Annotated in this window: 28 protein-coding genes and 5 pseudogenes; 18 read left to right on the top strand and 15 right to left on the bottom strand. The window is 62.4% G+C overall.

Going from position 1 to position 26,778, the window contains the following annotated elements; translation table 11 throughout:
- Positions 1–118 precede the first annotated feature (118 nt).
- Positions 119–343 (top strand): DUF6723 family protein, encoded by a 225-nt coding sequence (locus tag AC1Z32_RS39545; RefSeq protein ID WP_483484304.1) that lies wholly within the window; start codon positions 119–121, stop codon positions 341–343.
- A gap of 144 nt (positions 344–487) precedes the next feature.
- On the opposite strand, the gene AC1Z32_RS39540 is transcribed toward AC1Z32_RS39545, so the two are convergent.
- Both AC1Z32_RS39540 and AC1Z32_RS39535 read right to left on the bottom strand, forming a co-directional pair.
- Complete coding sequence (locus tag AC1Z32_RS39540; protein ID WP_483484303.1) at positions 488–751, bottom strand: hypothetical protein; 264 nt, start codon at positions 749–751, stop codon at positions 488–490.
- A 686-nt stretch (positions 752–1,437) separates the two neighbouring features.
- Positions 1,438–2,321 (bottom strand): annotated as a pseudogene (locus tag AC1Z32_RS39535) (tyrosine-type recombinase/integrase); the annotation flags it as partial.
- Between the two features lie 355 nt (positions 2,322–2,676).
- On the opposite strand from AC1Z32_RS39535, the gene AC1Z32_RS39530 reads away from it, so the two are divergent.
- The 4 genes from AC1Z32_RS39530 to AC1Z32_RS39515 all read left to right on the top strand — a co-directional run bounded on the left by AC1Z32_RS39530 (position 2,677) and on the right by AC1Z32_RS39515 (position 3,992).
- On the top strand, positions 2,677–2,883 hold the full coding sequence (locus tag AC1Z32_RS39530; RefSeq protein WP_483484302.1) for a hypothetical protein: 207 nt from the start codon (positions 2,677–2,679) through the stop codon (positions 2,881–2,883).
- Between the two features lie 42 nt (positions 2,884–2,925).
- The gene (locus AC1Z32_RS39525; protein ID WP_483484301.1) at positions 2,926–3,219 is read left to right on the top strand and encodes a CBS domain-containing protein; all 294 of its coding nucleotides are present in this window, start codon (positions 2,926–2,928) and stop codon (positions 3,217–3,219) included.
- Positions 3,220–3,325: 106 nt separating this feature from the next.
- On the top strand, positions 3,326–3,670 hold the full coding sequence (locus AC1Z32_RS39520; RefSeq protein ID WP_483484300.1) for a response regulator: 345 nt from the start codon (positions 3,326–3,328) through the stop codon (positions 3,668–3,670).
- Between the two features lie 109 nt (positions 3,671–3,779).
- A complete protein-coding gene (locus AC1Z32_RS39515; RefSeq protein ID WP_483484299.1) occupies positions 3,780–3,992 on the top strand; it encodes a hypothetical protein in 213 nt (70 codons plus the stop codon).
- 15 nt (positions 3,993–4,007) lie between these two features.
- Here the strand turns inward: AC1Z32_RS39515 and AC1Z32_RS39510 are convergent, their stop codons facing one another.
- Complete coding sequence (locus tag AC1Z32_RS39510; protein WP_483484298.1) at positions 4,008–4,223, bottom strand: hypothetical protein; 216 nt, start codon at positions 4,221–4,223, stop codon at positions 4,008–4,010.
- Positions 4,224–4,479: 256 nt separating this feature from the next.
- A pseudogene (locus AC1Z32_RS39505) lies at positions 4,480–4,973 on the bottom strand (IS66 family transposase); the annotation flags it as partial.
- A 214-nt stretch (positions 4,974–5,187) separates the two neighbouring features.
- Between AC1Z32_RS39505 and AC1Z32_RS39500 the strand changes: the two are divergent.
- Together AC1Z32_RS39500 and AC1Z32_RS39495 are read left to right on the top strand one after the other, a co-directional pair.
- Positions 5,188–5,733, top strand: a complete 546-nt coding sequence (locus tag AC1Z32_RS39500) for a DUF4142 domain-containing protein (RefSeq protein WP_483484512.1) — start codon at positions 5,188–5,190, stop codon at positions 5,731–5,733.
- A 238-nt stretch (positions 5,734–5,971) separates the two neighbouring features.
- Positions 5,972–6,487: a CinA family protein gene (locus AC1Z32_RS39495; protein WP_483484297.1), complete on the top strand. Its 516-nt coding sequence runs from the start codon at positions 5,972–5,974 to the stop codon at positions 6,485–6,487.
- Positions 6,488–7,043: 556 nt separating this feature from the next.
- Here AC1Z32_RS39495 and AC1Z32_RS39490 read toward each other — a convergent pair.
- The 3 genes and pseudogenes from AC1Z32_RS39490 to AC1Z32_RS39480 form a co-directional block, all read right to left on the bottom strand.
- Positions 7,044–7,247: pseudogene (locus AC1Z32_RS39490) on the bottom strand (hypothetical protein); the annotation flags it as partial.
- A 183-nt stretch (positions 7,248–7,430) separates the two neighbouring features.
- A pseudogene (locus AC1Z32_RS39485) lies at positions 7,431–7,719 on the bottom strand (DUF1109 domain-containing protein); the annotation flags it as partial.
- A gap of 469 nt (positions 7,720–8,188) precedes the next feature.
- Positions 8,189–8,326: a hypothetical protein gene (locus AC1Z32_RS39480; RefSeq protein ID WP_483484296.1), complete on the bottom strand. Its 138-nt coding sequence runs from the start codon at positions 8,324–8,326 to the stop codon at positions 8,189–8,191.
- Between the two features lie 394 nt (positions 8,327–8,720).
- Between AC1Z32_RS39480 and AC1Z32_RS39475 the strand changes: the two genes are divergently transcribed.
- Positions 8,721–8,876, top strand: coding sequence for a hypothetical protein (locus tag AC1Z32_RS39475; protein ID WP_483484295.1), 156 nt, complete (start codon positions 8,721–8,723; stop codon positions 8,874–8,876).
- A gap of 193 nt (positions 8,877–9,069) precedes the next feature.
- Here the strand turns inward: AC1Z32_RS39475 and AC1Z32_RS39470 are convergent, their stop codons facing one another.
- Entirely contained in the window at positions 9,070–9,240 is a 171-nt protein-coding gene (locus AC1Z32_RS39470; protein WP_483484294.1) for a hypothetical protein, read from the bottom strand.
- Positions 9,237–9,374 carry a hypothetical protein gene (locus tag AC1Z32_RS39465; protein WP_483484293.1) on the bottom strand — a complete coding sequence of 46 codons (138 nt, stop codon included), beginning with the start codon at positions 9,372–9,374 and terminating at the stop codon, positions 9,237–9,239. The genes AC1Z32_RS39470 and AC1Z32_RS39465 overlap by 4 nt, the downstream gene beginning before the upstream one ends.
- 34 nt (positions 9,375–9,408) lie before the next feature.
- Between AC1Z32_RS39465 and AC1Z32_RS39460 the strand changes: the two genes are divergently transcribed.
- Both AC1Z32_RS39460 and AC1Z32_RS39455 read left to right on the top strand, forming a co-directional pair.
- Positions 9,409–9,744, top strand: a complete 336-nt coding sequence (locus tag AC1Z32_RS39460; protein ID WP_483484292.1) for a hypothetical protein — start codon at positions 9,409–9,411, stop codon at positions 9,742–9,744.
- Positions 9,745–10,250: 506 nt separating this feature from the next.
- Positions 10,251–10,799 carry a hypothetical protein gene (locus tag AC1Z32_RS39455; RefSeq protein ID WP_483484291.1) on the top strand — a complete coding sequence of 183 codons (549 nt, stop codon included), beginning with the start codon at positions 10,251–10,253 and terminating at the stop codon, positions 10,797–10,799.
- 85 nt (positions 10,800–10,884) lie between these two features.
- Here AC1Z32_RS39455 and AC1Z32_RS39450 read toward each other — a convergent pair whose 3' ends face one another.
- Positions 10,885–11,469: a ParB-like protein gene (locus AC1Z32_RS39450; RefSeq protein WP_483484290.1), complete on the bottom strand. Its 585-nt coding sequence runs from the start codon at positions 11,467–11,469 to the stop codon at positions 10,885–10,887.
- 164 nt (positions 11,470–11,633) lie between these two features.
- On the opposite strand from AC1Z32_RS39450, the gene AC1Z32_RS39445 reads away from it, so the two are divergent.
- The 4 genes and pseudogenes from AC1Z32_RS39445 (at position 11,634) to AC1Z32_RS39430 (ending at position 12,804) form a co-directional block, all read left to right on the top strand.
- Positions 11,634–11,762, top strand: a complete 129-nt coding sequence (locus tag AC1Z32_RS39445) for a hypothetical protein (protein ID WP_483484289.1) — start codon at positions 11,634–11,636, stop codon at positions 11,760–11,762.
- 23 nt (positions 11,763–11,785) lie between these two features.
- The gene (locus AC1Z32_RS39440; protein ID WP_483484288.1) at positions 11,786–11,974 is read left to right on the top strand and encodes a hypothetical protein; all 189 of its coding nucleotides are present in this window, start codon (positions 11,786–11,788) and stop codon (positions 11,972–11,974) included.
- 64 nt (positions 11,975–12,038) lie between these two features.
- Positions 12,039–12,227: pseudogene (locus AC1Z32_RS39435) on the top strand (sodium-independent anion transporter); the annotation flags it as partial.
- 211 nt (positions 12,228–12,438) lie between these two features.
- Positions 12,439–12,804 carry a SulP family inorganic anion transporter gene (locus AC1Z32_RS39430; protein ID WP_483484287.1) on the top strand — a complete coding sequence of 122 codons (366 nt, stop codon included), beginning with the start codon at positions 12,439–12,441 and terminating at the stop codon, positions 12,802–12,804.
- A gap of 1,466 nt (positions 12,805–14,270) precedes the next feature.
- On the opposite strand, the gene AC1Z32_RS39425 is transcribed toward AC1Z32_RS39430, so the two are convergent.
- Positions 14,271–15,067 (bottom strand): IS5 family transposase gene (locus tag AC1Z32_RS39425; protein WP_483484286.1). Its coding sequence is split into 2 segments (ribosomal slippage): positions 14,271–14,719 and positions 14,719–15,067, totalling 798 coding nucleotides; the frame shifts between segments, so codons are not numbered across the junction.
- Positions 15,068–15,818: 751 nt separating this feature from the next.
- The gene (locus AC1Z32_RS39420; protein ID WP_483484285.1) at positions 15,819–15,968 is read right to left on the bottom strand and encodes a hypothetical protein; all 150 of its coding nucleotides are present in this window, start codon (positions 15,966–15,968) and stop codon (positions 15,819–15,821) included.
- Positions 15,969–16,523: 555 nt separating this feature from the next.
- On the opposite strand from AC1Z32_RS39420, the gene AC1Z32_RS39415 reads away from it, so the two are divergent.
- Both AC1Z32_RS39415 and AC1Z32_RS39410 read left to right on the top strand, forming a co-directional pair.
- Positions 16,524–16,820 (top strand): hypothetical protein, encoded by a 297-nt coding sequence (locus tag AC1Z32_RS39415; protein ID WP_483484284.1) that lies wholly within the window; start codon positions 16,524–16,526, stop codon positions 16,818–16,820.
- Between the two features lie 358 nt (positions 16,821–17,178).
- Positions 17,179–21,345, top strand: a complete 4,167-nt coding sequence (locus AC1Z32_RS39410) for a CheR family methyltransferase (protein ID WP_483484283.1) — start codon at positions 17,179–17,181, stop codon at positions 21,343–21,345.
- Positions 21,346–21,486: 141 nt separating this feature from the next.
- Here the strand turns inward: AC1Z32_RS39410 and AC1Z32_RS39405 are convergent, their stop codons facing one another.
- Positions 21,487–22,356, bottom strand: a complete 870-nt coding sequence (locus AC1Z32_RS39405) for a glucose 1-dehydrogenase (RefSeq protein ID WP_483484282.1) — start codon at positions 22,354–22,356, stop codon at positions 21,487–21,489.
- A gap of 82 nt (positions 22,357–22,438) precedes the next feature.
- The gene (locus AC1Z32_RS39400) at positions 22,439–22,702 is read right to left on the bottom strand and encodes a hypothetical protein (protein ID WP_483484281.1); all 264 of its coding nucleotides are present in this window, start codon (positions 22,700–22,702) and stop codon (positions 22,439–22,441) included.
- Positions 22,703–22,836: 134 nt separating this feature from the next.
- On the opposite strand from AC1Z32_RS39400, the gene AC1Z32_RS39395 reads away from it, so the two are divergent.
- Positions 22,837–23,127, top strand: coding sequence for a hypothetical protein (locus AC1Z32_RS39395; RefSeq protein ID WP_483484280.1), 291 nt, complete (start codon positions 22,837–22,839; stop codon positions 23,125–23,127).
- Positions 23,127–25,790 (top strand): ATP-binding cassette domain-containing protein, encoded by a 2,664-nt coding sequence (locus AC1Z32_RS39390; RefSeq protein ID WP_483484279.1) that lies wholly within the window; start codon positions 23,127–23,129, stop codon positions 25,788–25,790. Before AC1Z32_RS39395 ends, AC1Z32_RS39390 begins: the two co-directional genes overlap by 1 nt.
- On the opposite strand, the gene AC1Z32_RS39385 is transcribed toward AC1Z32_RS39390, so the two are convergent.
- On the bottom strand, positions 25,787–26,767 hold the full coding sequence (locus tag AC1Z32_RS39385) for a UDP-glucuronic acid decarboxylase family protein (RefSeq protein WP_483484278.1): 981 nt from the start codon (positions 26,765–26,767) through the stop codon (positions 25,787–25,789). The genes AC1Z32_RS39390 and AC1Z32_RS39385 overlap by 4 nt on opposite strands.
- Between the last annotated feature and the right edge of the window lie 11 nt (positions 26,768–26,778).

Here is a 26,778-nt window from a genome sequence, read left to right as displayed (position 1 = left end):
AATACGCTTTTGCAAGCGTTCGGATTACCCAGCTTTTGGACGCGGGCTCATGATGAGTGAATGCACTATCAAATGTGCTTGACAAACTAGTCATCGAAACCATTACCCGGTGATTCCCGTGAATCAACCGACCGGGAAGCTCCCCAAGCTCGTTCTCGTTCCGACGCGCCACGTCGCGCCTACGCCCGGCGCGACCAAGGACGACTACCAGATTTATGCCTCATATCGCGGCAGCAGCGCGAGTAGTTTCTTCGGCACCCTGAAGGTCGTCCGAAAAACCGATGGCAAGTTGCTGTTCCCGTTCGACGGCGCGGACACCATCAGCCCGTATCGACTAAGGTGAGTGCCGTGGCGGCGGCGCTCGAACGCGGCGACGAACTAGTCAGAAAGGAGCTAGCCCGTCCCGAAATCTGACGGTTTCAAAGGCCACAAGGCAGCGATTTCGGACGGCGCGGGATGCTCGTCTCCCCAATCACCGGCTTGTTCTTCATCGAGCAGGTGAAGAAAGACGCCTGACCGCGTGGCGGCTCGTTCGCCGTCCGCCTCGATATGTGAAAGCGGAAATACACTCGCGCATGCGCGCGGTGACGAGCGCGTTCCCGCCGAGCGGGCAGGCCGCGCGCACCCTTCGCCGATACCGGCGCAATAGCGCGGCGCGGACGTTATGGGCGAAGCGCTGCAGCGCATCCGTCGACCCGCTCACGCTCGTGTACGCCTGCTGTCCGATCCGACCGTCGAGCAGGATCGTCATTCCGGATTTCCGGGCCATCTTCAATACGTCGGGTTGCATGATCTTGAGTGCCTGCTTCGGCTTCCATCGTGTGGCGCTCCGGCGCGGCTGCGCACGGAGCCTTCCTGCTTGCGTGCAGCATTCGGTATGCCATTCGCCGCTAAATGATGGGCTTCGCCGGGTGACCGCACGGTCGCGCGCGATATGTAGCTCGATTCGCCCGACGCGAGCATCACGTGTAGCGCGTTTTTGCTCCTGAGAAGCAGTGTTGGAGTGCAGTCTTTTCGTTAGGGTTCAACGGCGACCGGGACGGGACTGCGTGCTAAACCGCGTACATCTGGCTCCGCTTCACCGGAGCGTGAGGATTGCATGTCATGCCTTGCGATGGCGATGGGGTGCGCGAGCAGCTTCCGCTGCGCAGTGGCTTCGTTCGAGCAAATCCGTCGCTGAAAACTTTCAACATCCGGCCATCGTCGGCGTTCGGCGCGAGCCAGAAATAAGCCTCGAGGGCTTCCCGTGTGATGAGGCACGTCACGGATTCGCCCCGGCACGAGTGGATGAAGCTCACGCTTCGACTGTCTGCGCCGATCCGTGGGTCGGGACCAAGTACTTTCATGATGGAAAAAGTTGCGGTTGCTGGGCGGCTTGATACCCGTGGAGATCACTGGCCGGTGGCATGACCCATTGCTATCGGTGTGTCGATCGGGTCACCAATCGATTCGATGTTTGTCTTCAGTTTCCCGATGACGTCGGTCGTCATCGATGTGCAGGTACAAGCTCGTGGTCGTGAGCGACGCGTGCCCGAGATTGTCCCGGACCAGTCGCAGATCGACCTGCTGATCGGCCATGTGAGAGCCCGCAGTGTGCCTCAGCCAATGCGCAGACGCCTTCTCGAGCATGTCGGCTCGTTGGACCGCCGACGCGTCTCCTTCGCGCAGTCTCGCGGCAGCGCCTGCGAATACCCCTTTGACGATGGCGTGCAGCGCGGCGCGCGTGAGCGGCGCACAGGTTTCGGTGCCGCGGTTTGAAGCCGTTGCGCCGATCGGTAGCACGAGCGGCGTGTCCTCGTTCGGCGCGGGAAGGGCGCTGAGGCCTAGATGCTGTCGATAGCGCGAAAGCTCCATCATCATTTCGCGCGTAGCGGGCACGAGGCGTTCCTTGTCTCCTTTGCCCCGAATCGTCAACCACCATCGGATCTCCGCCTGCGCATCGCGGCGGATGAAGAATTGGCCCATGGTGTTACCACCCACCTCCGCGATGCGCAGCCCGCCCAGATAGAGGAGCGTGAACAGCCATCTCACGCGGTGAGCATGGGCCGTCGCTCGCTCGGTGTCGCGCGGCATCGTCGCGATGTAGTCCTTGACGGTCTGCCAAACGTCCGGCTCCAGGTAGCGTGTGATGCGTGGTGCCGCGCGCGTTGTCGAGACAGCGAGAGCGGATTGCCCGCGAGATAGCCCGCTTGAATAAGCCACGAAAACAACGCATTCAGGATGACGGTCGCCTGGCGCTGGCTGGCGGATGGGAGGGGCCCGTGGAACGGGCGCCAGCGCGCGTCGGTGCGCGCGTGCTTACGACCGCCGCCCGCGACCCAGGTGCGCAGGCCAACCAGCACAACCAATGGGACGAACTCGGGTGCGACGAAAAGCTTGAACTCGTCGCCCGCACTGCACTAGAAATGTCGACGGGGCAGCCAACGGTGGCGTGGATGACCGAAGATAGCGAGCGGGTCATCACGGACACGACGAAGCGCGGTTTGCCGCGTGCTGTGCGAGCCCCTTACAGGGTGCCTTTAGCACGGGTATCGAGCGTAAGTCCCGTGGAGTGCGAAGAGTGAAGCGCGTTGGATTAGCAAGGGGATCGCTGGTTCTTGTCGCATCGAATGTGAGCGCTGCGGAAGGGTTGACCGTGACGTTGATGCGGCGGAGTCCAGAAGTCCGGCGGTTGCCATGACCCTGCGCGACGGAAAATACATGGCAAGATGTAAGGAACGCAATGCGCTGGCAGCTGCGCTCAATGGGCACAGTCTTGTGTATCCTGAGGCCGTTTGCAAAGTAGCGAAGGGCGTGGCGGTCTTTTTTCGAGAAGGGAAAGAGGTATGGCGCTGCAACGCCGCATACGCGGAACTACATTTCAAACTGGAGCCGATTGATTGAAAGACCGTCGGTACACGTTCGAAATCGCGGCTCAAGGGCGTCGTGACGGATCGCGATATCGTGGTTCGCGCGGTATCGGCGGGCAAGGAAGCTTCGTGCGCCGTGCAGGAAGTGGCGAGCGAGCCGGTGGAATGGTGCTTCGAGAGCGACGACATTGAAGACGCCATGCGCCAGATGGAACGGTTGCGGATACGGCGCATGCCCGTCGTGAACGGCGAAAAGCAACTGGTCGGGATGCTTGCACTGGGGCATATCGCGACATGGTCGGACGGCGAAGTTGCGTCGACGGACGGCGCGATATCGACGCCGTCCGTGGCGAGCCGCGAACCGAGATAGCGGCGTTGCGGAGTCCGTCCGAGAGGTACGGGATTTGCTCATGTTGCCGCTGGATGCGCGCCTTTTCAAACACCGGGGGGCTGGCCGCAATTGGCCGGAATCGACCATGCTGTTTCTGTTCGTCGAAGATGATGCAAACGTCGCAGCGGCGTTCGCCGAACTGGCCGCCTCGCTCGGCCATCATGCGCACGTCGCGCGTACCGGCGGCGAGGCGCTGCGCATGACAGGCCAGACTCGCTACGACTCCGTGTTCATGGATATCGGCTTGCCGGATATCGACGGACGCAAGCTTTGCGAATTCGTGCGCTGCGCGGGCGCATCGACGGCGGCGTGCATCGTTGCGGTGACAGGCACGCGTGGATTCGACATGGATTCATCGCGTCAATTCGACGGCTATCTGCGCAAGCCCGTTACCGCATCGGAACTCACGGAAGTCATCCGAAGCTGCTGAGGCGTCGGTGTATGAAGCATTGCGCGGATCGCGCGGCAACGTATCCTGCAAAACATTCGCTTAAGGTGAGCCACGCTACGATCGCAGCACGACAACGCGTGCTGCCTTCATGAACCGATACTTCACCAACAAGCAGGGCGCCATCCGCCGCATCATCGACCTGAAGCGCAACGTGCCCGAGGCGAGCCGCGCGACTGTCGTCGGCCAGCAGAAGGACGAAGTCCACGGACTCGAGCAAGTGCTTCTTCACTTGCGGATCGGACGGATCGCTCATTTCAGTTGCAGCGGTTCATACGTCCAGGAGATCGTCTTCGTCAGCTAATGATGCAGACAATCGTTAGCGTCCCCTGGTCGCATAGAGCCGCGTCGGTAACGCGACGGGGCTTTGCGGGTCGAACCAGGTCATGTCGGGAATGCGCGAATTGGTGACGTAGATTGTGCCGTCGGCGCCTTCCGAGAACGTGTCGGGCCAGACCAGACGCTTGTCGCGCAGCAGCGTGGTTGAGCGATCGCCTTCGCGCACGCGGATCGCGTGATGCTCGACCGACGACACGTAAAGCCGTCCGCGCTCGTCGAACCAGAGACCGTCTGCGGGACCATCGATGCCGACAGCTTCGACACGCGCCGAAAGCTGCTGCGCGGTAAGCGTCGCGTGAGGGCCGTTGCGAATTTTCTGGACAAACGTTGAGACGCGCAGCAGCTGTGAAGTGGCGTGTGGCAGGAGCGGTCAAAGGGGGACGGTTGCAGAGCCGCGCAGATGCTTCGCGACGTTCCAGGGCAACTGTTCGTCGATGCGGTTGGCCTGATGATCAGCAATGCGCGTGAGCGCGTGGATTGAGGTCGTTCAATTTGCACGAGTCGCTGAGGCTGTACATCGCGGCGGCTCGTTCCCCACCGCTGTCGGAGCCAGCGAACATAAAATTGCGCCGGCCAAGGGCTACACATCTCAAGGCGTTTTCAGCGAGCACGTTGCTTATCTCGACGCGGCCATCATCACAGAATAGCGTGAGTCCGTCCCAGCGATTCAGAGAGTAGTTAATCGCTTCGACTAATGGCGCCTTCGGCCATAGCTTCGCTAGCTTCTCCCTCATCGACAACTCATGGCGCCGAGCAGCGGTTTGCTCTTTTTTTGCCTGACACGTTGTCGCTCATCGGGTGGTTTGCCGCGGATGGCCGCCTCGATTTCGTAGAGATCGCCGATCGTCTCAAGCCATCGCTTCGTGGTGTCCGACGGGGTTGCATCGAGCGGGGACATCACGTCTTCGCTCGCGCCGTTACTGCGCGCAGTTTCGACGAGCGTCTGCTTGGCGGCGGGTTAGTCGACGCCCTTCAAGGCTTTCTGCATGTCGAAGAACGCGCTGCTAGAACCGCCGGAGGATTGGTTGCGCGCCATGATTCGCTCCCTTGATCGATGAATCATGGGCTTCGACAGCAGCAGTTGTGCCTTTCGAGCGCGGGGCACGGCATCGCAATTGCTGGCATATGCCGCGAATCGACCATTTACTCAGGAGGCTTCCATGAAGGCGCATTCGGCTCTCGTTACAATCGTCGCGGCTAGCTTTATCGGCGCGGCGCCTATCAGCGTGCTGGCACAGACGCAGGCAGCGAGCACCACGGAGGCCAACGACTTGCCTGCGGTCGACAAGGCTTTCGTACAGGCCGCCAGCGAATCGAGCTCGACCGAGATCGACACGGCCAAGCTGGCGACCAGCCAGTCGCAGGACAAGGACGTGAAAAGCTTCGCGCATCACATGATGCTCGATCATACGAAGCTGACGATGCAACTGAAGATGGCGGCGCCGCATGGCGTCGAAGTGCCGAAGGACAATTCGGACACGACGGTGATCGATGCGCTCAGGCCGCTCAAAGGCAAGGAATTCGACACCATGTACATTCAGAAGGTCGGCGTCGAAGGGCATCAGAAGGCCGTCGTAGCGTTCCAGAAGGAAGCTCAAGATGGCCAGAACGCCGACCTCAAGAAGGCGGCGCAGAAGGCGCTTCCGACCATCCAGAAGCACCTTAAGATGGCGCAAGATCTCGCTGCTAAGAAGGGCGTGCAATAGGCCCGGCCGACGGCTTTGGAGGGCCGAAGCCAAAGCGATAGAAGACGCCCCGCGCGCAACCACGCGGGGCTGCTTTTTCTTGCGGACTCGCCTGGCGCGTCTACGAGTAAGCGCGCGGGTTCGCCGCGTTCATCAAACTCAAAGGAGCATTTCTCGATAGCATGCTTGGACAGCCGCGGTGGCATACGAACTGCTCGGCAACATCGCACACAAGATCAGCCCTACGGAGGGCCGAATCATGGACATTCCCCGTCAGGCCGTGTCATTTCTCAGCTCGCGCGGACTCATGCTCGCGACGGCCGAATCTTGTACCGGCGGATTCATCGCCTCGCTGGTGTCGTCGGTGCCCGGAAGCGGAAGCTGTCTCGACGTGGGCTTCGTTACGTACTCACCGACGGGCAAGGCGGGCTTCCTCGGGGTGCGCGAGCACACAATGCAACAGCATGGACTGACGAGCGAAGCCGTGGCGCGCGAGATGTCGGAGGGCGCGCTGCGGCAGGAAGCATGTTGCGCGCAGATCGCCGTGTCGAATACGGGCGTCGCCGATGCGGTGCCCGACGGACCGCCACCGGGTACGCAGTGCTTCGCGTGGTCATATCGCGCGCGCGATGGCACCATCATCACCTTCAGCGAGTCGAAGAAATTCGGAGGCGAACGCAACGATATCCGGCGCGACGCGGCGCTTTATGCGCTGTCGCGCATCGAGCACTACTTCGGTCAGCAGCAGGCACAGCGAGTCAGAGAGAAACGATGAACGAGCACGCTACCGATTGGCGCATCTGGCAGGCAGCCTTCAGCGCCGACATCGGTGAAAAGCTTTGGGAAGCGCGTTTGCCCGGCGGCGGATAGGCGACCCCGATGACCTACGAAGGGAACGGCAAGCAATACGTGCTGATCGCCGCGGGCACGGCTCGTTCCTGACGAAGCTCGGCGATTACGTGATCGCGTATGCGCTGCCGGCAAGCATTGACCGCGACTCGCCCCGCTCGATCAAAGCCGTCGGGCAGGGCGGCGAAGCCCGGCTAGTCGTTTTGCTCGTCGAGGTTCTTGCTCGATGAATTTGATCCTTCCGTGTCTGGTTTCGACGACTGGTCTTTTCCGGACTCGGTTGTCGACACGTCCAGTTCGTCGAGCTTCTTATCGATTTTCTCCTTGTCGCCGCGATTGAGCGCTTCGCGAGCCGCTTCTTCATTTTTGCGCTCGTGATCTGCATTTGATGCGTTGCTTTTTGGCTGGTTCATGCTGTTGTCTCGGTTGTCGAAATCGGGGATGATTTCATCGGACGCGTCATCGCGATTCAGCCGCACGAAAGCGTCGATCCAGTTGCGGGCCCAGATCGTTGCGTACTCGATCGCGTCTTCACGCGTGTCGAATCCGGCAAGATCGCCACTCATGAAGATTTGGCCTTTGCTTTCATTTTCCGCGGGCTTGGTGATTCGCGCGTGAGCCATGAACTCGCCGTCTGCCCGGCGCGGGGTGGGATCGATGTCGAAGGTGAGGGAAGTGAGGCCCATGCTGTTGCTCCGGATGACATCTGATCTGACGCGGCGACGTCGCGCTTCCTTATATCAGCATTGATCGGACCTGGCAGGATCGGTTTCGGTATGCTCATCCTCGATTCGGCGACGATATTCAGCGCGACTCGTCACGCGAAGCCGTTCTTCAGATGCATTGGCGATGGCCTGCTCGCGGCCCGATCACCAGCGCAGCAGCCTGGACCCGAGGCAAGCGCCGATGCCCGCGGGCAGCATCATGCCGTTCGCGTACCAAATGCTCCAGAACGCCGGGCTCATCTCCGAACAATGCAGACAAAGGCGACGGTGGCGATTGCGCTCGCGAGCGGACCGGCGACCGCGCCCACGAGGCGCAGCGTGCGGGCGCGAGGCTCTTCATCGCCCAGAACACGGAGGGAAAAGTCGGCACCGACAGCAGCAGAATGTTGAGCGGACAGGTACTCCACGAATGGCCGAGCACGATGGGCAGACGTTTTGCCGTGCGCGATCAGCGCGGCGTACGGCGAGATGCGTTAGTCCGCATTGCGCGCTTTGCGCGAAAGCAAGACTTCGTTGAAACTTTGTTGGCGATGATCACGTCGGCGAACTGCATAGTGCCAATTTGCCATCGGTCGGGAACGCTTCGATCGTCGTCAGGTGTAGCGTGCCGTCGGTGCCGTTCGTCACGTGATCTGCCTCGCGCTTCCTCACGCCGCCTGCTCGGCGTTCAAATGTTCCTTTAGCCGTTCGAGGAAGTCTGGCCGTTGCGTGCAATCCGAGAGATGATATGCGAAGTAATTTCGTTCAGCCGATCCTCGGTCACACCTCGCTTCAGACCACGTCAATCTGTCAAGGTCGAGAAACGTCGGACGCCGAGAGCCGTAGCGCGGTACACGCCGCCGACGTCCGATCGACACGAGAACAGTTGGATTGACGCCCCACTACATCCGCCTCGCGCCGGCTTACGTATCGGTGTAGCGAGTGCCCACCAGGGTGTCACAGCCGGCGGCAGGCGCGGCGGCGGTGGCGCGCATCATCGCGTCCAGCGCGGTGCGCTCGGCGAACTCCTGTGCCAATACCCGCGCGGTGCGCACGCTCACCGACCGGCCACCCTCGTGCACGCGGAAGGTAAAGCTGTGTTGATCGGCGTCACTGCTTGCTGCGGGGTGGTGTGCTGTGATAGTAACGTTCACGGTGGCGGGAAAGGGACGCTTTTCGTCCTTTCAGCATTGCCCGGACCGGAGCCGCGCGTCGCTAGAATAAGGATATGCGTGATGGAGCATGAACGAACTTCAACTGAAAAGCTTCTTGTGACACAGGCGGCCGGTGGCTGTCCGGGCGTTCAGCATGTGCTCTGCCTGAGTTTTTACGTAATTGTCTGATGGGGCGGTTCGCTCGCATGCTGACATCAGAAGGCCCAGATGATGCCGAGATCAATCATTTCGACCATCCGCAGATGGACGCTGGCAAATTGAACTGCCAATTCCAGGCGGCGTGTCCATCACGACCGTCGACAACGAGCAAGCGGCGCTTGCACGCGCCCGCTTGCTTGCTCCTACTGTCGCCATTCGGATTTTTCCGGCGGCCGAATCGTTTGAGACATTGCACGACGACTCCCTCATGACGGTTGGTCAGATGCGCACAATCTGAGCCGGCTGGCGATCGAGCAATGCAATCGGAGCGTTGCAAGCGAGCTGTCCTCGCCATCTCCATAGTGTCTCTTCACTAAAATCGCCGCCGTCGTCGGGCGCCATTCGCTGTACGGCCGAGCGAAGCTTCGTACAAATCGTCGGGCACGCAATAAGCGTGTTATTTGCGAAAACTCAGAAAGCGTCGGTGATGGTCATGAAGACGTCCCGCCCCTGCGCTCCCGGAGCATCAGGCCGGCCGGGTTCCACCACATGAGACTGCGATGACTGAAGGCGAAGGCGGGCAGCGGGCGCACGTCGAGCACGAACTCGCCGGTATCGCGCCTGTCGGGCCGCGGCGTTGCCGTGCGGGCATCGATGTTCATGGCTGACGCTCACGCGCGACGGCGAGCCGGTTATCGGCGCGGTTCGGCAAGAACCACCCGATCATCGCGACCGCAACGGGCAGCGATGCCCATACGATCGCCCACGGAATATAGATGGAGCCGATGAAAAGCACGGGGTCGCCACTGCGCTGACGAATGGCCAGATGGATGGCTTCGGAAACAGCGGACGGTATCGGGCTGCGCATCGAGCACGGTGGTGACGAGCACCTCGCGGGCATCGGCGGCGAGTCCCGCGACGAACGCCGGTTGCTCCCGACCCTCCACTCCATCTTTACGCGCTTCGCTCTTCGCAGCGCCGTCGCGGTTCGTGTGTCATGTCTGGCGGCGGTTCTCCGGCGCATCGCGTTAAACGCGCATGGGCCAAATGGGGCTCGACCGCTCATTTTCATTGTGTTGAATCCGGCGTGCGCCGGATCTCATCGTCACTGGCGGCTTTGTGCCAAAACGCATCGCCGCGTCAACGCGCCGTTTCTTTTCCGGTAACGAACCGGGGCTCTCATCTCGCGCTCATATTTCTTCCACATGCCCATGACGGAATCAACTGTCTTCAATGCGTTTTGCGTAGTTTCTGTTCTTGCGTGTCTCTTCAACGCGCGACGATTCGTTTTGCCGTGAGGCGCTTCGCTTTTCATGGCGGGCGCATGTGCCGTTCTGCTTGCAGCATGCGGTGGCGGAGGAGGAGGCGACGGCGGCTCGACCGCTGGCGCGGGAAGCGATTCGCGGACGTCATCGGGCTACCTCCAGCTCCAAAGCGCAGCGCGCGCAACTGAAGGGATCTCAACGGCAAGCTCCATCGGAACGACGTGTCCAGTCAGGCTTAGGCGGTGAAGCTCGCGAATGTCGCGCAGATGATGGCAGCGTCCGGAATCACGGCTTATCCCGTGCTTCTGCAGACGGTGAGCAGCTTCAGCGACGAAGCGAGCGCCTTTTAGGCTTCCTATACGCTCGCTCAGCAGATCGTCGCCGTCCGGAAGTACGCGTTTTACGAAGTGACCAACGAGCTGGCGCCGCAGTGCGTCACCGGCTGCGTCGATGGCGTGCACAGCACCGACTATGACAACCAGCGCTTTCAGATCGCGCGCGGCATCATTCGCGGCATGATCGCGGGTATCAAGTCGGTGGATCCGGTGGGCAAGATCAGCATCGGCGGGAATACGTGGATGCACTACGGCTTTGACCAGAGGCTCGCCAACGGCACGCGGCCGGACGGCACGAGCGGACATCCGGACGTCACATGGGGACATCACGGCATGGCACTGTACTCGGAGCAGGGCGACATCCGCAACGCATGCGGAGGAACGAGCTGCTACAACGCGATCGGCGCGCTGCAGGCATTCGGCAAGCCGATCTGGATCAATGAGGTAGGCTTCCGTCCGGACTTCCCCGGAACGCCGGATCAGGCCGCGCGACCTTCCGCTATAACGACTTGCTCAAGGCGCTGCTCTCGATCGCACCGAAGCACGACATCGAATCGCTGCAGGTGTTCGAGCTCTACGACGATCCTCCGACCGGGCAGGGTGCGTACGGCATCATTCTGAATGATGGCGTGACCTTCAGGCCCGACTAAGGCGCGGTAAAGAACTTCATCGCCGCGAAATCGAAATAAATCCGGCGAGCCGAGCTTCAACCCGTGAAGCCCGGCAGGCCCGCCGCCGCCTTGCTGCGCGCGAGGCCGAGCGCGGGCGCGATCAGGGCGTCGAATTCCGCGTCGCTTTGCGGCGGTGCGAAGTGCGCATGAAGGAAATCGGCCCAACGAAAATCCGCGAGCGGCACGTCGGTTTTTGCGTAGCCTCCGGCATCGCGCACGAAGGCCGCGAGGCTGCGGAACTCGTCGTCCACGGCATCCCCCATGTGCCGCGGCATGTCCCTGAACGGCACGCGGCGGCGCGCGGCGTCGTACGGATAGACCCATGAACGGTTCTCGAGCGTCACCCAGAAGTCCGCGACCGACAGCGCGGACAGATCCCTGACCAGGACAAACGGCACGCGCGTCACGCCGATCCGCGACAGCGCGCACGCGACATGATGATGGTCGATCACGAACGGCTCGCTGCCCGGCCCGAGCACCACCGCAATCGGCTTCTCCGCGATGGCCATCTGGAGGTCGTGGCCGCTCATCGCCTTGTATTCGGCGGTCTTCCGCCTGACCTGGCGCTCACCGTGCGTCATCTGGGTCGGGCGCAGACGATCGATTTCGAGCGTGTTCATGGCCCGTTCTCCTCTGAAGAAAGACTAGGCTTTGCCTGCGTCAGGCAAGCCGCGTTCCCGGTGTGGAATTGCGCTTGCTACCTGCGCAATGCAGGAACGAAAAAATGAACACCGAAGGCGGTCACCGAGGTCGTACCAAGCACGAGCCGACACCCAGGCACGCGATGACGAACCCGCTACGCTGGATCAACGGGCTGGCCGTGCTGCGCGCGTACGAGCCGCGCTGGCTCGTGCACGACTTCATCGCCGGGCTCTCGCTGAGCGCGGTGCTCGTGGCCGCCGGCATGGCGTAGCGGAAGCCGCGGGGCTGCCGGCGGTGAACGGCCTGTACGCGTCCTTCGCCGCGATGCTCGCGTACGTGCTCTTCGGTCCGAGCCCTCGCAATCGGTCGGACTCGGCTCTCGTCGCGCTCCTCGCGGCGAGCATCGTGCCGCTGAGTCATGGCGACGCGCATCGCGCGCTGCTCGCGGCCGGCGAGCTCGCGGTGATGGCGGGCGTGATCTAACATCGTCGGACATCTGCCGAAGCTGCTCGGCTACAAGGGCAAGGGCGAGTCGTACTTCGAGCAGGTGCGCGATCTGATCGGCGGCATCGCGGCGTCGAAAGTGAAACTGACGTCGTTCGGCATCGCCATGGGCGCACTCGCGCTGCTCCTGCTGTTCAAACGCTTCTGGCCGAGGATTCCCGGCGTGCTGATCGCGGCGAGCGCGGCGACGGCGCTCGTTACGTTCATGGACCTGGGCGCGGGCGTCGCGACTGTCGGCAATGTGCCGCGTGGGCTGCCACGGTTCGAATTGCCGCTGATTCCGCCCGATCAGTGGTGGCAGTCGGGGGTCCCGCGGCGGCGATCGCGCTGGTGTCGTTCACGGACGTCAGCGTGTTGTCGCGCACCTACGAGCTGCGCAATCAGCAAAAGGTCGACCGCAGTCAGGAATGCGTCGCGCTCGGCTTGTCGAACATCGCGGCCCCATGCAAGGCTTCGCGGTCAGCGCGAGCGGTTCGCGCACGCCGGTCGCGGAAGCGGCGGGCGCGAAGACGCAGGTCACCGGCGTCATCGCGGCGGGCGAGGTCGCGTTGCTGCTCGTGCTCGTGCTCGTGCTCGTGCTCGTGCCGCACGCGCTCTCGCATACGCCGCAGTCGGCGCTCGCGGCGGTCGTCATTGGCGCGTGCCTGGGCATGCTGGAGATTCGCGGCGTCGTGGGGCTCTACCGGCTGCGCAAGAGCGAATTCGTTCAGGCGCTCGTGTATTTCGTGGGGGTGGTGGCGCTCGGCGTGGTCGACGGCATCGCGCTGGCGCTCGCGCTGACCGTGCTGTCGTTCCTGTGCCGCGCATGACGGCCTTACGACGCGGTGCTCGGGCGCATCGACGGGCGCGACGTATCCTGTGGTGCGGGGGCGACTGACGCTGCATTGAGAAACGCTTTGCGGCATGTTGGGGCCGGCCTTTGGCCGGTCCACAACGTGGCCCCGTTCAGCAACCGCTCTACGTCACGATGCTACCTAGAGCCAGACAAGTACCGAGTGGCGGAAGAGGGTCCGATAGTGACGGAACGGGGCGCGACGCATCAAGCCATTCGTAGATGCTTTGAAGAAACTAATGTCACCCCCCAACTTGCCCTGAAACTGAAAACGGGCGGGCACCTCGCGCAGCATCAGCGAACAGAACCGATGCGACTGCGCCGCCTCCGTCATGCTCGTATGCCCACCGTCATGTCGAGTTGCCGGGTGGCATCTTGCAGCGGATAGTCAAGGCGATGACGACCGATTGTCGATATGTCGAAGCAGTCGTCGAAGCCGGTCTCGTTGTGCTGGTATCAAGCCCGGAGTCTCTAGCGCTTGCAGCACACGCTCCCGCCAATAAGTTCGTGCAAACGTGGAATGCGCGCCTTCACCCGCCAGAATCCGCTCCAGGTGTTCAATCTCTCCATCGAGGGTGAGGGTATGACAGCCCCATATGCCTCGGATTTGGGTCGACGTTCTTCTCATCTGCTCCCCCGGTCTGCCGACAATAGGCCAACTCATTCGCCTCTCAATAGGTCCATAAACAAGCATTGAGTCTACATATTTTTAGGCGAGTGCTAACCCCGGATTAATAGGGGTTTTACCGGCTACCAGCGGCGACCACGGCCCGCTGCGGTTGCAGGACCATATGTCCGCGCGACGTAACGTTGATGATGGTCGTAATCTCCGCTTCGCTGTCATCGTGTATGGGCGCAACGTCTGTCGTGGACGTCTTCAACTGCGTTGAGCCTGTCACGTTGAAGCGATTCGAGCGAAAGCGAACTGCTGAGGGCTTTAGCGGGTGGGAACGCGACAGCGAGTGTCCTATGCCTCGTCGGTTTGGAAGTAGAGACGAGTCTCACTTCGTCGCCCTGCTTGCCCATCGTCCACTGCATCGGATGGTCAGCCACGAGGAGCCACATTAAGCCATGAGCACCCAAACGCCTGACACATTGATCTCAAGCAGCCAGCTGGACACTCCTCTCCCTTGAGAGGCTGCGACCAGCGGTGGCCGGCAAGGGCATGACGTACCAGCGAGTAAATCTCGACGCGGCGTCTTCCCGCTTGGTTGGCTCATACGCTTTTTCAGTACAATGGAGACCCGCGTCAACGTCGTTGTGATGAAAAGCGCGCCGAGGATCGAGCCGCAGCCGTCGGAAATCAACGGTACGATGCATGTCCAAGCAACGACGCTGATACGTTCAATCATAGGCCCTGCGACGGCGCCCGCCTCAAGATGAGTTAATCGATATGGCCCAGTTCGTCGGACTCTTCGCTTAGAGGGGTTTGCAAAATGACGTTCACAGTTTTCTCCAGCATATGATGCAGCAGGCGATTTTCATGAAGGCCTCGTGGATGAAAGCGAGCCGTTCGAAGCGGGTGCGAAGTCGGCGGAAGTTGTGAAGCCACGAGATGGTCCGCTCCGCGACCCAGCGTGTTTTGCCCAATCCGCTACCGTGAGGCTGACCGCGCCGAGCAATTTCTGTCGCAATGCCGGCTGCATGCAACGGACGGCGATATTTGTCGTGGTCGTAGCCTCTGTCGCCCTGGACGACCCGAGGCTTCGATAGTGGTCTGCCAGGCTTCCCGATGATGGGCGGGATAGCCTCGACGAACGCTTGAAGTTGAGTGACGTCGTTGCGGTTGGCGCCGGTCAGTATCACCGCGAGCGGCATGCCCTGCGCTTCGGTGATGAGGTGGTGCTTTGAACCGGGTCGCGCGCGGTCTGTGGGATTCGGTCCGGTTTTTGACCTGAGCCCACAGCACGGATTGAAGAGGAGTCGACGATGACGCGAGACCAGTCGATTTTGTCGGCAACGCGTAGCCGCGCAAGCAGCAACTCGTGCAACTGGTCCCATACGCCCGCCTCCTGCCAGTCGCGCAGACTGCGCCAGCAACTCATGCCGCTGCCGCAACCCATCTCGCGGGGAAGTAGGTCCCAACGCAGACCGGTCTGCAAGACGAAGAGGATGCCTGTGAGCACCGCACGATTGTCGAGCGGCTTTCGTCCTGGGTAACGGTGGCGTCGTGATTTTGGAGGGGGCAACAACGGTTCGATGAGTGCCCACAGTTCGTCGTCGAGTATAGGTTTAGCCATGTCCCTTTCGTCGTCGAAACAATGAACACGTTAACAGGATTCATCGGCAGTAAACAGCCCCCTTGTTCATTTTGTTAAAGCTTCTAAGGGCAATAAGACTGACTTCGCTGACGTAGATGCGATCTGTCAAGCTGTTTATTAGCATAGCGTAATAACATGCGCGACACGAGCACTGGTCCAAGTCAAATCCAACGGAAAACGAGATTCTCCAGCGCGACCTGCAGCCTTCGATGCAGTCGCCCGAACTTTACCGCTTACGACGAACAGGTTCCAGTCGCCGTGAGACTCAGAACCCCGATACCGGCCCATTGCATCCGACGTTCGGTCCAAGCAAGGTGCTGAAGCACCTGTGTATTTACTCTAAAAGCACGCGCCCCGTGCGCGGCGAGATCGATTAGTACATTGTGTTTGGACGGTAGTCGTCATCCTGAAGCCGAAGCGATGAATCTCGACGGGCGACGCTTCGGACGGCTTCTCATGCAAAGGAATGATCGCCCGCGTGGATGCTTTGGGTCCGTTCTTCGTTGTCCGCTGACAGATCGTTGCGCATCAGGTTAGTCCGCCGGCTCCGGAGCCTGCACTGGCTCGCTTATCTGACAGCTGTTACGCGATGCGCCCTGACGCCGTGCCACGGACTGAACACCATGCCTTCGTCAATCGTCGCGACGCGCGCCGCGCCCCAGCTCGATTGCGGCGCAACGCGAATGCGTGCCACAGTCACATACGGACTCTCCTCCACTGGCCATCGCACTCAGGCGTCTTCGATCGGCATCGTGTCGATGTCGGTGGCGAGCTGCACGCGAACCTCCCATTCGCCGCCGTGAGCGCCGAAGAAACGATAAACCGCGTCGCGCATGCCGTTGCGTCTGTCGTCGTGATCAAAGGGCGCGTCGGCCAGCACCGCAAGTTCCGTCTTTCGGCGCGCTGAAGGAGACAGCCGAGAGACATGGCAGCATGATCGCGGTCAACTACCGAGGCTGCGTCATTGTGCCCGGGGCAATGTTCGACTGCGCCCGTACGCAGCGATTGTGACCATCATTTGCGACAGCATCGGCCTTCAGCGCGTAAGCGACGTGCTGGGCCATTTTCCTTCGGCCGATGACGCTTGCGCCTGCGCGCTGACGGCCGGCAATTACGAAGTCAATCTCCGTTGCTGGCTTCGCCGGCCGCTGCGTGAAACTTTTTCGTTCGGACCGCACCGCGATTCGTCCGGAAATCATGGGGTTTCGCGCATTGGTGCGGGTTTATCGCTGCAAGGCTCTACAGGGACGTGGTTGCGGCGGCGTCCACGCGCATTCCCAAGCGAGCGAAAAAGGGCAACCGATGCCAATGGTCGCCTATATTTTCGAGGAAAGCCAAGTGTTCCGATGCACGAACGCGATCTCTTCGACTGGGCGCGGCAGACTATTTCGTGGATATCAGCTCGTGCTTGTCACGATGTAGTTGCACCGCGTCCATGTGGTCGCGTATCGCCTTTCAGCGGGTGCTTAGGTGTCGGCAATCCGGCGATCCGCTCGTTCCGACCCGGCGCGCGAGCGTCGGCGACAGCGTCGCCGATGTCATGTCGACGCTCGATATGCTCGAGCGCCGCAGCATGGTCACGATATGCCTTGCGTTCGGTAAGGACGATCGACTGGCCGCGCGTTCACATGGGTTGCGGCTCGCCGACGATCCCGAGCGCGTAACTCCTCGCGGCCTGCGCGCCGTGCGACCAGTGCGGCGGCGGAGTGCGGCGTACTACAGGCCCGCGTGAGTTGACTCGCGCCTACACGGCAGCGTCAGGCGGTGATCGCACAGGAGGCCGGTCTCGCCGCGACCGAAATGGCTCGCTCAATCCTTCAGGTTAGACCATCATGGGCTTGCGCACGTATGAACACGGCCCTCCGACGAACGGATCAAGCCGCTCGTCGCCGACGGGGCCGCATCGACCGGTCGGGAACGTGAGTCCAGCCCACAATAGACCGTAAGTCGCCGCATTACATACAATACAACGCGGTCCGTCAAAACCCTCAGCAGCGAATGTGCATGGACGTGGTCGGCGCGCTGCTCGCCAGCCGGTCCAGAAAATACAAGCGAACCCGTGGTGGGTAGAACCCGAAGGAACTTCAAACATGACGAACGGTCGTTCGAAGGCGGCGCCGTCCAAAGACTTTGAGCCTCTGGCCTTTGCCGTGGTCGGCATGGGCGCGTCGGCGGGAGGCATCGAAGCCTTGCTCAATTTCTTCGAGAACCCGCCGTCCGACATGGACATGGCGTTCGTCGTGATCGTCCATTTGCCGTCGAATCATATGAGCCGCGCGGACGAAGTGCTGCAGCGCGTAACGGACATGCCCGTCAAGCAGGTCTCCAGCACGTCCGCGATCGAGAAGAACCACATCTATATCAATGCGCCGGGCAAGCATCTGGAGATGTCGCAGGGGCAGCTGGAAGCACTGGACCGTGCGGGCGCCACCGGCTCGGCCACGACGATCGATCACTTCTTCGCGACGCTCGCGACCGCGCACGGCCCGCGCTCGATCGGCATCGTGATGTCGGGTTCGGGGTCGGACGGCGCGGCGGGTCTGCTGCGCATCAAGGAGATGGGCGGCATCACGGTCGCGCAGAAGCCCGAAGACGCGCATTTCGCCGAAATGCCGCAACACGCGATCACCACGCGCCAGGTCGATTTCATTCTGCCCGCGGCGGAAATGCCGGAAAAGCTGCTCGACCTCTGGAACAACGCGAAGAACATCCATCTGCCGATTTCCGAAGGCAACGAGGCCGCCGAGAAAGATCTCGCGCCCGCGGCGGGCGGCGCCGAGCGCGCGCTCTCCGACGTGCTCATGCAATTGCGCGTGCGTACCGGCCACGACTTCCGCCACTACAAGCGCGCAACCGTGCTGCGGCGCATCGAGCGGCGCATGCAGGTGAACGGGCTGCGCGACATCGGCGCGTACCGCGACTATCTGCGCGCCAATCCCGACGAAACCACCTCGCTGCTCGCCGACATGCTGATCGGCGTGACGCAGTTTTTCCGCGATCGCGAGGCGTTCGACGCGCTACGGCACGATGTCGTGCCCACCTTGCTCGATGCAACGAAAGGCGAAGCGCAACTGCGCGTCTGGGTGCCCGGCTGCTCCACCGGCGAGGAAGCCTATTCGCTTGCGATCCTGCTCGCGCAGGCGCGCGAAGCCGCGGGATTCGAGACGACCTATCAGATTTTCGCGACCGATATCGACGAGCCGGCCATTGCTCAAGCGCGCGCCGGTTCCTACCTCGGTTCGATCTCGGCCGACGTGCCCGGCGATCTCCTGCGCCGCTATTTCAAGCAGGAAGGCGGCCGCTATCAGATCGTCAAATCGGTGCGCGAGCGTATTCTGTTTGCCGCGCACAGCCTGCTGCGCGATCCGCCGTTCTCGCATCTGGACCTGATCTCGTGCCGCAACGTGCTGATCTATCTCGATCGCGCCGTGCAGCGGCAAGTGCTCGAACTCTTCCATTTCGCATTGCGCGCGGGCGGCTATCTCTTTCTCGGCACGGCCGAATCCGCCGATACGGCCGACGACCTCTTCACCATCGTCGATAAGAAAAGCCGCCTCTACCGGGCGCGCACGGTGCTGAACCGCGTGAAGCCGCCGGTCGCGTTTCCGTCGCTTGGACCGTCGAACATCGGACCGCGCGAGGACATTTCTGCGTCGACGGTGCAGGCGAATATCGCGAGCGGGCCGGAGGCCCCGGAGCGGCGCAATTTCTCGTTCGCAGCGCTGCATCAGCGCGTGCTGGAGGAATATGCGCCACCGAGCGTCGTCGTCGATCGCGATTCGAACATTGTTCATCTCTCCGCCACGGCGGGCCGCTTCCTGCGACACGGCGGCGGCGAGCTCTCCTCGAACATCATGGCGCTCGTGCTGCCCGAGCTCAGGCTCGATCTGCGCACGACGCTGTTTCGCGCGCATCAAACGGGCAGCAGTGTCGAGGCGCGGCGCGTCAAGCTCAATCAGGACGGCCGCGCCGTGTGGGTCAACATGACAGTGCGCCCCTTCCACGACGCGGGCGTGAGCGCGGATTTTTTCCTGGTTCTGTTCGACGAAGTGCAAGAGCATATGGCCGATGAAGGACTGCCCGAAGGCAAGGGGCAGGACCCCCTTCTGGTGCAACTCGAACGCGAATTGCAGCACACCCGCGAGCAACTCGCGACGACTATCGAGCAGCATGAGACGACGGTCGAAGAGCTGAAGGCGTCCAACGAAGAATTGCAGGCGATTAACGAAGAACTGCGCTCCGCGACTGAAGAGCTCGAAAGCAGCAAGGAAGAACTGCAGTCGGTCAACGAGGAGCTGACCACGGTCAACGCCGAACTGCAGGGGCGCGTCGAAGATACCGCCAAGGCGAACGACGACCTGCAGAACATCATCGCGTCGACGGAAATCGCTACCGTGTTCGTCGACAAGCAGATTCGCGTCAAGCGCTTCACCACGAGCGCGACGCGCGTGTTCAAACTGATCGATGTCGATATCGGCCGCTCGCTGTTCGACATCACGCATTCGCTGCTGTACTCCTCGCTCGCGGACGACGTGAAGCAGGCGTTCGAGACGCTCAAGCTGATCGACCGCGAAGTCGAAAGCTCCGACGGCCGGTGGTATCTCATGCGCCTCTTGCCGTATCGCACGGCCGACGACCGCATCGACGGCGCGGTGCTCACGCTCATCGACATCACGGCGCGGCATAAGGCCGAGGAATCGGCGCGCATCGGCGAGCAGCGTCTGCGGCTCGTCGCGCAATCGACCAACGACTACGCGATCATCGTGCAGGACCCGGCCGGCGTGATCGTCACATGGAACGCGGGCGCGGAGCGCATCTTCGGTTTCTCCGAGAAGGAAGTGGTCGGCAAGAACATCGCGCTGATCTATCCGCCGGAAGATCGCGCCGCGAAGGTGCCCGCGCTGGAGCGCGAGATCGCCGCGCGCGAGGGACGCGCCGACGACGAACGCTGGCACGTCACGCGCGACGAGCGCCGCGTGTATTGCAGCGGCGTGGTCACGCCGATCTCGGACCCGTCGTTTACGGGCTTCGCGAAGATCGCGCGCGATCTGACCGAACGCAAGCTGCGCGAGGATGCGAACCGCGAGGCGCTCGCGCACGAGCACGCCGAGCGCGAGAAGGAAACGCTGTCGAACCAGCTCAAGGACGACTTCATCGCGATGCTGTCGCACGAGCTCAAGCATCCGCTGAATCTGATCGGCATGAAGGCCGAGATCCTGCCGCGCCTGCCGGAAACACGCGGCATCGGCGCGGTGCGCGAAACCGCCGATTCGATCCGCCGCGCGGTGCGTGGACAGGCGCAGATCATCGACGACCTGCTCGATCTTTCGCGCGTGCGCACCGGCAAGCTCGCGCTCAGCATCGTTCCGGTGGATGTCGCCGCGGTGCTCGCGCGTATCGTCGACGTGAGCGAGATCGAAGCGGCGCAACGCGAAATCCGCCTGCGCGCGAGCAATCTCGGCGAACCCATCTACGCGTTCGCCGATGCCGTGCGCTGCGAGCAGATTCTCTGGAATCTCGTGTCGAACGCGCTCAAGTTCACGGATCGCGGCGGCTCGGTCGATCTGAAGATCGCGCGCGACGGCGGCATGGTGCGCATCGATATCGCCGATACGGGGCAGGGCATCGAAGCGTCCGCGCTGCCGCATATCTTCGACATGTACCGGCAAAGCACGCGCAATCGCACTTCGGGAGGACTCGGCATCGGGCTTGCGCTCGCGAAGCAGCTCGTGGAGATGCACGGCGGGCGTATCGAGGCGCGCTCGGAAGGCCTCGGGCGCGGCGCGACGCTGTCGGTCTGGCTGCCCGCGGCGGCCACGCGCGAAACCATGCCCGCACTGCGTGCAGGACGCACGCGGCCCGTCGCGGGCGCGCGCATTCTGCTCGTCGACAACGACTCCGAGGCGACCGCTTCCTTCGCCGCGCTGCTCGGGCTGGAACAGGCGGCGGTGCAGATCGCATCGAGCGGGGAACAGGCGCTCGACCTGCTTTCGAAGAATCCCGTCGATGCGTTGATCTCGGACATTCAGTTGCCCGGCATCGACGGATACGAGCTCATCGGGCGCGTGCGCGCCACGCCCTTGCTCGCGGGCATGAAGGCGATCGCGGTGACGGCATTCGGCAGGGACGAAGACAAGCGCGCGGCCCGGCATGCCGGCTTCGACGCGCATCTGAACAAGCCGGTGGATTTCCCGGAACTGCTACATACGCTCGATTTGCTGCTCGGTCCGGACCGGCACGAAGAAGAAAGCGCGTAACGGCGCCGCGCGGCCCGCGAATTGCTTGCCTTACACGGTAAGGAGGGCGTATGGCGGAACGGGTCGCGGACCTGCCGCGCGAGGCGATGCAGGTCACGACGCCGTCGCCGGAATGAGCGCGGTTCGTCGTGCGGTGGGGGGCTAGATGATGGGCTTGCCGCCCGTCACCGCGACAGTCGCGCCCGAAATATAACTCGCTTCGTCCGATGCCAGCATCACATAGACGGCGGCGAGTTCGGCGGGCTGGCCGGGGCGTTTCATCGGCGTTTGCATGCCGAAGTTTTCGACGCTCGACGGCGGCATCGTCGAGGGAATCAGCGGCGTCCAGATCGGACCCGGCGCGACGCAGTTCACGCGAATGCCGCGCTCCGCAAGCAGTTGCGCGAGGCCGCCCGTGAAGTTCTGGATCGCGCCTTTCGTGCTCGCATAGGCGATGAGTCCGGGGTTCGGCGCATCGGCGTTGACCGACGTCGTGTTGATGATCGCACCGCCCGCCTTCATGTGCGCGAGCGCGGCCTTCGTGATGCGGAACATCGCGCCGATATTGGTCGAATAGGTCTTGTCCCATTCGTCGTCGCTGATGTCTTCGAGCTTGTCGTAAGTTGCCTGATACGCCGCGTTGTTCACGAGCACGTCGATGCGGCCGAACGCTTCCGCGGTCTTCGCGACGAGTTCCCTGCAATGCGCGCGGTCGGTGATGTCGCCGGGCAAGAGCAGCGCGCGGCGTCCGGCCTTCTCCACCCAGCGGCCGGTGTCCTGCGCGTCCTCGTGCTCGTTCAGATACGAGATGGCGACATCCGCACCTTCGCGCGCATACGCGATCGCCACCGCGCGGCCGATGCCGCTGTCCGCGCCCGTGATGAGCGCCGTCTTGCCTTCGAGCCGGTTATTGCCCTTGTAGCTCGATTCGCCGTGATCGGGCGGCGGGTCCATCGGCGCGGTCAGTCCGGGACGACTGTCCTGCTGCTGCGACGGAAGCGGCGGGCGGGGATAGGCCTGAGTGTCGGTCATGATGATGAGCCTCCTTGAGTTCATCATCGCTACAGCATCGAGCGTTCCAGTTCTTTTCGAAAGTACGAAATGTTAAGGATGACTACGTGTGTGCGTCTTCCGCGAGCTGCAGGGACACTTCCAGCACCTCGCCGCTGTGTTCGACCAACTCGCGCGCCCATGAGACGATCGCCGATTCCGCCGCCGCCATCGTCGGCATGAAGATGTGGCTGGGCAGCGTCACTTTCGTCACGCTCGCGTGCCGCCGGTAGTCGTTGCGGCGCGAAAAGCGTGCGGAACCCGTCCAGCCGTCGCCGGGCAGCGGCTCGGGAAGGATTTCGATGAAATAGTTGCCCATCGCATACATGGACATCACCGCGGAGTGTGTGCGCTTCTTTCGTGAGCATAGAACGATCCACGGCCGCAATAGAGTTCCTTGCATGAGCGGGCGGGCATAGGGGTTGCGGCGCAGAGTCGGGTCGGCAGTCGAGGGAATGATCCATGAATCGCATTAATCGATCGGCGCTCGCGCTCGCGCTCGCTGGCGCGTGCCTGTGCGGCGCGACAGGCGCCGGGGCGCAGCAGAACGGCGCGCCGCCCGGCAACAAGTCGCCCGAGGACGGCGCATCGGGCAAATCCGCTGGCGTTGCCGGCGGCGCGGGTGCGGCAGGGCAATCCGGCACCGATCCGGCAACGCTCAAACGCGCCGAGGAAGCCCGCGTGCAGCAGAAGCACGCGCCCGGCGCATCCGCTCCCGGCGCGGCGGCGAAGCGCAAGGACTGGAAGGAGTGATGCCTAACGCTGCATCCGGGGCGTCCGAAGCGCAGCGCGGCCAGGTGCGCCGCCGTATCGCCGCCGATCTGTGGCGCGCGGTCTGGGCGTGGCGCTATCAGACGGCCGCGGCGATCGTCTTGATGGTCGGCGCTCGGCTCGCGGTCGTCTCCGTGCCGCTGATGCTCAAGCGGGTCATAGACGAGTTCAGCCATCCCGCGACGAGCGCCGTGTTTCCCGTGTTTCTTGTGCTCGCCTACGTGCTGCTGCGCTATCTCGGCGACGTGCTGAACGAGGCGCGCGACATCGTCTTCAGCATCGTCACGCAGCGCACGGTGGCGTCGTTCACCGAGCGAACGTTCGCACATCTTCATGCGCTCGGCGCGCGCTTTCATGCGCAGCGGGAGACGGGCGCGGTCGTGCGCGACGTGCAAAAGGGCGCGGACGGCATCGGCTTTCTTCTCGGCACCGCGTTCTTCACCGTCGTGCCGGTGATGATCGAGATCGGGACGGTCGTCGCGGTGATGGTGAGCAGCTACGCAATCGAATTCATGGTGATCATCGCCGTGACGTTCGTGCTGTATTCCGTGTGGACGCTCATCTTCACGCGCTATCGCATGCGCTTTCAGCGCGCCGTGAACAAGTTCGAAGCACAATCCGACAGCCGTCTCGTCGATAGCCTGCTCAACTATGAGACCGTGAAGTTCTTCGCGAGCGAGCGCATCGAAACGAACCGACTTTCCACCGTGCTGGAAGCGTGGGTGCATGCGCGCGTCGCCAATCAGCGCGCGCTTACGCTGCTGCATGTTGGGCAAAGCACCATTATCGCGGCGGGCATCGCGGCGGTGATGCTGCGCGCGGCGCAACACGTGGTTGCGGGCACGATGAGCGTCGGTGATCTCGTGCTCGTCAACGCGTATATCGTGCAGGTCTGCAATCCGCTCAACACACTCGGCTTCGTGTTTCGCGAAACCAACGATGCGATCGTGAACGTGGAGCGCATGTTCACGATTCTGCTGTCGCGCGGCCGCGTGCGCGAAGACGTGGACGAAAAAGCGGCAGCGCCGCTCGTCGTAACGGCGGGCGAGATCGAGTTCGATCATGTCGAGTTCGGCTACGACCCGGCGCGGCAGATTCTGCGCGATGTCGATTTTCGCGCGCATCCGGGCAAGAAGCTCGCGGTCGTGGGCGGCAGTGGATCGGGCAAGTCCACGCTCGTGAAGCTGCTGTTCAGGCTGTACGAACCGACCGCCGGCGCGATTCGCATCGACGGGCAGGACATCGCGCAGGTCACGCAGAATAGTCTGCGCGCGATGGTCGGCATCGTGCCGCAGGACACCGTGCTCTTCAACGATACGATCGCCTATAACATCGGCTATGGCCGTCCCGATGCGACGCGCGCCGATATCGTGCAGGCCGCGCGCGCCGCACAACTGGATGGGTTCATCGAGCGGTTGCCGGATCATTACGACACGCGCGTCGGCGAACGCGGCGTGCGGCTTTCGGGCGGCGAGCGGCAGCGCATCGCTATCGCTCGCGCCATCTTGAAGAACCCGCGCATCATCGTGTTCGACGAAGCGACCTCCGCACTCGATACGCGCTCGGAACGCGCGATTCAGAACGAGCTCGATCGTCTTGCGAAGGGACGCACGTCGATCGTGATCGCGCACCGGCTTTCGACGGTCGCCGATGCCGACTGGATTCTCGTGATGGAGCATGGCCGCATCGTCGAGCAGGGACAGCATGACGAATTGCTCGCGCGCGACGGCGTCTATGCGCGCATGTGGTCGCTGCAATGGCAGCAAGGCGAACTGGAGCATGCGCAGCGCAAGGTCTCAGCGCAGGCTGTCGGTCTTGATGCGCTCGTGGCCGGCGTGGTCGATGCGCTGCATGAAGAGATCGCGGAGCGCGGCGTGAATCTGTACACCGTCATCACCGAGCCAGGCTTGCGCGTGTCGGGCGACGCGAGCGTGTTGCAGCAGATCGTCGCCGAATTGTGCCGAGCGCAGATGAGCGCCGCGACGCGCGGGGAGCGTATCGAGTTACGCGTATTCCGTGAAGGCAATCACGCGAGCCTCACGGTGATGGGGCAGCGCCCGAATCCCGCCGAACTCACGCCGCAGCAAGTGCGCCGGCTCGAAAGCGCGTTGACGGAGACGGGCGGCAGTCTCGCGCCGCGCTATATCGACAAGCATGTCGCCTATGTTGCCACGATGCCTCTTCGCCCCGTACTCGACGATACGAGGCCGCACGAAGCCGCGCATGACGAAGCGTTGCGGGGCGTCACGGTGATGGTGCTCGACGATCAGGAAGAAGCGCGCGACGCGCTGGAAGCAGTGCTCGAATCCGTGGGCGCGTATGTGGTGCCATGCGCGTCGGGCAGCGAGGCGCTCGATCACTTGCGCGGCTCGCGGACGGCGCAATGGCCCGACGTGCTCTTATGCGACATCGTGCTCGGCGGCGAACTGGACGGGTATGAGGTCTTACGCCTTATACGCGAGGAAGAGGCGAGCCGCGGCGCATCGCTTGCCGAGCGCATGCCCGCGATCGCGCTGACCGGGCATACGCAGGCGGAAGCGCGCTCGCGCGCGCAGGCGGCGGGCTTTCAGGCCCATCTGACGAAGCCCGTGCCCGCGCCGACGTTGATCGGGACGATAGGAGGGGTAACGGCGAGGCCGTGTTAAGCGTTCTGCATCGCTCGCGCCCGCGCCGCCTCGATCACCCCGCGAAAATGCTGCGCCGTGCGCGTGAGCCCTTCATTGAGCGCCGTGGTCGGTTGCCATCCGAGCAGCTTGCGCGCGAGCGAGATATCCGGCTGGCGATGCCAGGGATCATCCATCGGCAATGGCTTGAACACGATCTCCGACGATGATCCCGTCAACGCGATGATGCGGCGCGCGATATCGAGCATCGAGAGTTCATGCGGGTTCCCGAGATTCAACGGACCGGTGAAGTCGTCGGGCGTGTCCATGAGGCGAACGAAAGCGTCGATCATATCTTCGACGTAGCAGAACGAGCGCGTCTGCGTGCCTTCGCCGTACACGGTGATCGGCTCGCCGCACAGCGCCTGCATCATGAAGTTAGAAACCACTCGGCCGTCGGATGGATGCATCCGCGGTCCATACGTATTGAAGATGCGCGCGATCTTGATCGACAGGCCATGCTGCCGCCGGTAATCCATGAAAAGCGTTTCGGCGCAGCGCTTGCCTTCGTCGTAACACGAGCGCGGACCGATCGGGTTCACGTTGCCCCAATACGCCTCCTGCTGCGGATGGACATGCGCATCTCCATACACTTCGCTCGTCGATGCCTGGAAGATGCGCGCATGAACGCGCTTGGCCAGCCCCAGCATGTTGATGGCCCCATGCACGCTCGTTTTCGTCGTCTGCACGGGATCGTGCTGATAATGGATCGGCGATGCGGGACAGGCGAGGTTATAGATCTCGTCCACTTCCACATAGAGCGGGAAGGTAACATCGTGACGCATCAACTCGAAGTTCGGGCTGTCGAGCAGATGCGCGATATTGTCCTTCGTGCCCGTGTAAAAGTTATCGACGCATAGCACATCGTGACCTAGCGCCAGCAGCCGCTCGCATAAATGCGAGCCGAGAAAGCCTGCGCCGCCCGTCACCAGAATCCGCTTTCTATGCGCTTCTTTCATCTCGTCATGTC

This window comes from Caballeronia sp. 11_S32 (assembly GCF_056930355.1).
Note: the sequence above shows the minus strand (reverse complement) of the source record. Positions and strands in the feature narration are given on the sequence as shown.

What these genes read in the sequence shown, in the direction of transcription:
- AC1Z32_RS39540 (WP_483484303.1), bottom strand. Translation starts at nt 751, where the DNA reads ATGACGATCCTGCTCGACGGTCGGATCGGACAGCAGGCGTACACGAGC.
- AC1Z32_RS39530 (WP_483484302.1), top strand. Translation starts at nt 2,677, where the DNA reads ATGACCCTGCGCGACGGAAAATACATGGCAAGATGTAAGGAACGCAAT.
- AC1Z32_RS39520 (WP_483484300.1), top strand. Translation starts at nt 3,326, where the DNA reads ATGCTGTTTCTGTTCGTCGAAGATGATGCAAACGTCGCAGCGGCGTTC.
- AC1Z32_RS39515 (WP_483484299.1), top strand. Translation starts at nt 3,780, where the DNA reads ATGAACCGATACTTCACCAACAAGCAGGGCGCCATCCGCCGCATCATC.
- AC1Z32_RS39500 (WP_483484512.1), top strand. Translation starts at nt 5,188, where the DNA reads ATGAAGGCGCATTCGGCTCTCGTTACAATCGTCGCGGCTAGCTTTATC.
- AC1Z32_RS39495 (WP_483484297.1), top strand. Translation starts at nt 5,972, where the DNA reads ATGGACATTCCCCGTCAGGCCGTGTCATTTCTCAGCTCGCGCGGACTC.
- AC1Z32_RS39470 (WP_483484294.1), bottom strand. Translation starts at nt 9,240, where the DNA reads ATGAACATCGATGCCCGCACGGCAACGCCGCGGCCCGACAGGCGCGAT.
- AC1Z32_RS39460 (WP_483484292.1), top strand. Translation starts at nt 9,409, where the DNA reads ATGGCTTCGGAAACAGCGGACGGTATCGGGCTGCGCATCGAGCACGGT.
- AC1Z32_RS39450 (WP_483484290.1), bottom strand. Translation starts at nt 11,469, where the DNA reads ATGAACACGCTCGAAATCGATCGTCTGCGCCCGACCCAGATGACGCAC.
- AC1Z32_RS39445 (WP_483484289.1), top strand. Translation starts at nt 11,634, where the DNA reads ATGACGAACCCGCTACGCTGGATCAACGGGCTGGCCGTGCTGCGCGCG.
- AC1Z32_RS39430 (WP_483484287.1), top strand. Translation starts at nt 12,439, where the DNA reads ATGCAAGGCTTCGCGGTCAGCGCGAGCGGTTCGCGCACGCCGGTCGCG.
- AC1Z32_RS39415 (WP_483484284.1), top strand. Translation starts at nt 16,524, where the DNA reads ATGTGGTCGCGTATCGCCTTTCAGCGGGTGCTTAGGTGTCGGCAATCC.
- AC1Z32_RS39410 (WP_483484283.1), top strand. Translation starts at nt 17,179, where the DNA reads ATGACGAACGGTCGTTCGAAGGCGGCGCCGTCCAAAGACTTTGAGCCT.
- AC1Z32_RS39405 (WP_483484282.1), bottom strand. Translation starts at nt 22,356, where the DNA reads ATGACCGACACTCAGGCCTATCCCCGCCCGCCGCTTCCGTCGCAGCAG.
- AC1Z32_RS39400 (WP_483484281.1), bottom strand. Translation starts at nt 22,702, where the DNA reads ATGTATGCGATGGGCAACTATTTCATCGAAATCCTTCCCGAGCCGCTG.
- AC1Z32_RS39395 (WP_483484280.1), top strand. Translation starts at nt 22,837, where the DNA reads ATGAATCGCATTAATCGATCGGCGCTCGCGCTCGCGCTCGCTGGCGCG.
- AC1Z32_RS39390 (WP_483484279.1), top strand. Translation starts at nt 23,127, where the DNA reads ATGCCTAACGCTGCATCCGGGGCGTCCGAAGCGCAGCGCGGCCAGGTG.
- AC1Z32_RS39385 (WP_483484278.1), bottom strand. Translation starts at nt 26,767, where the DNA reads ATGAAAGAAGCGCATAGAAAGCGGATTCTGGTGACGGGCGGCGCAGGC.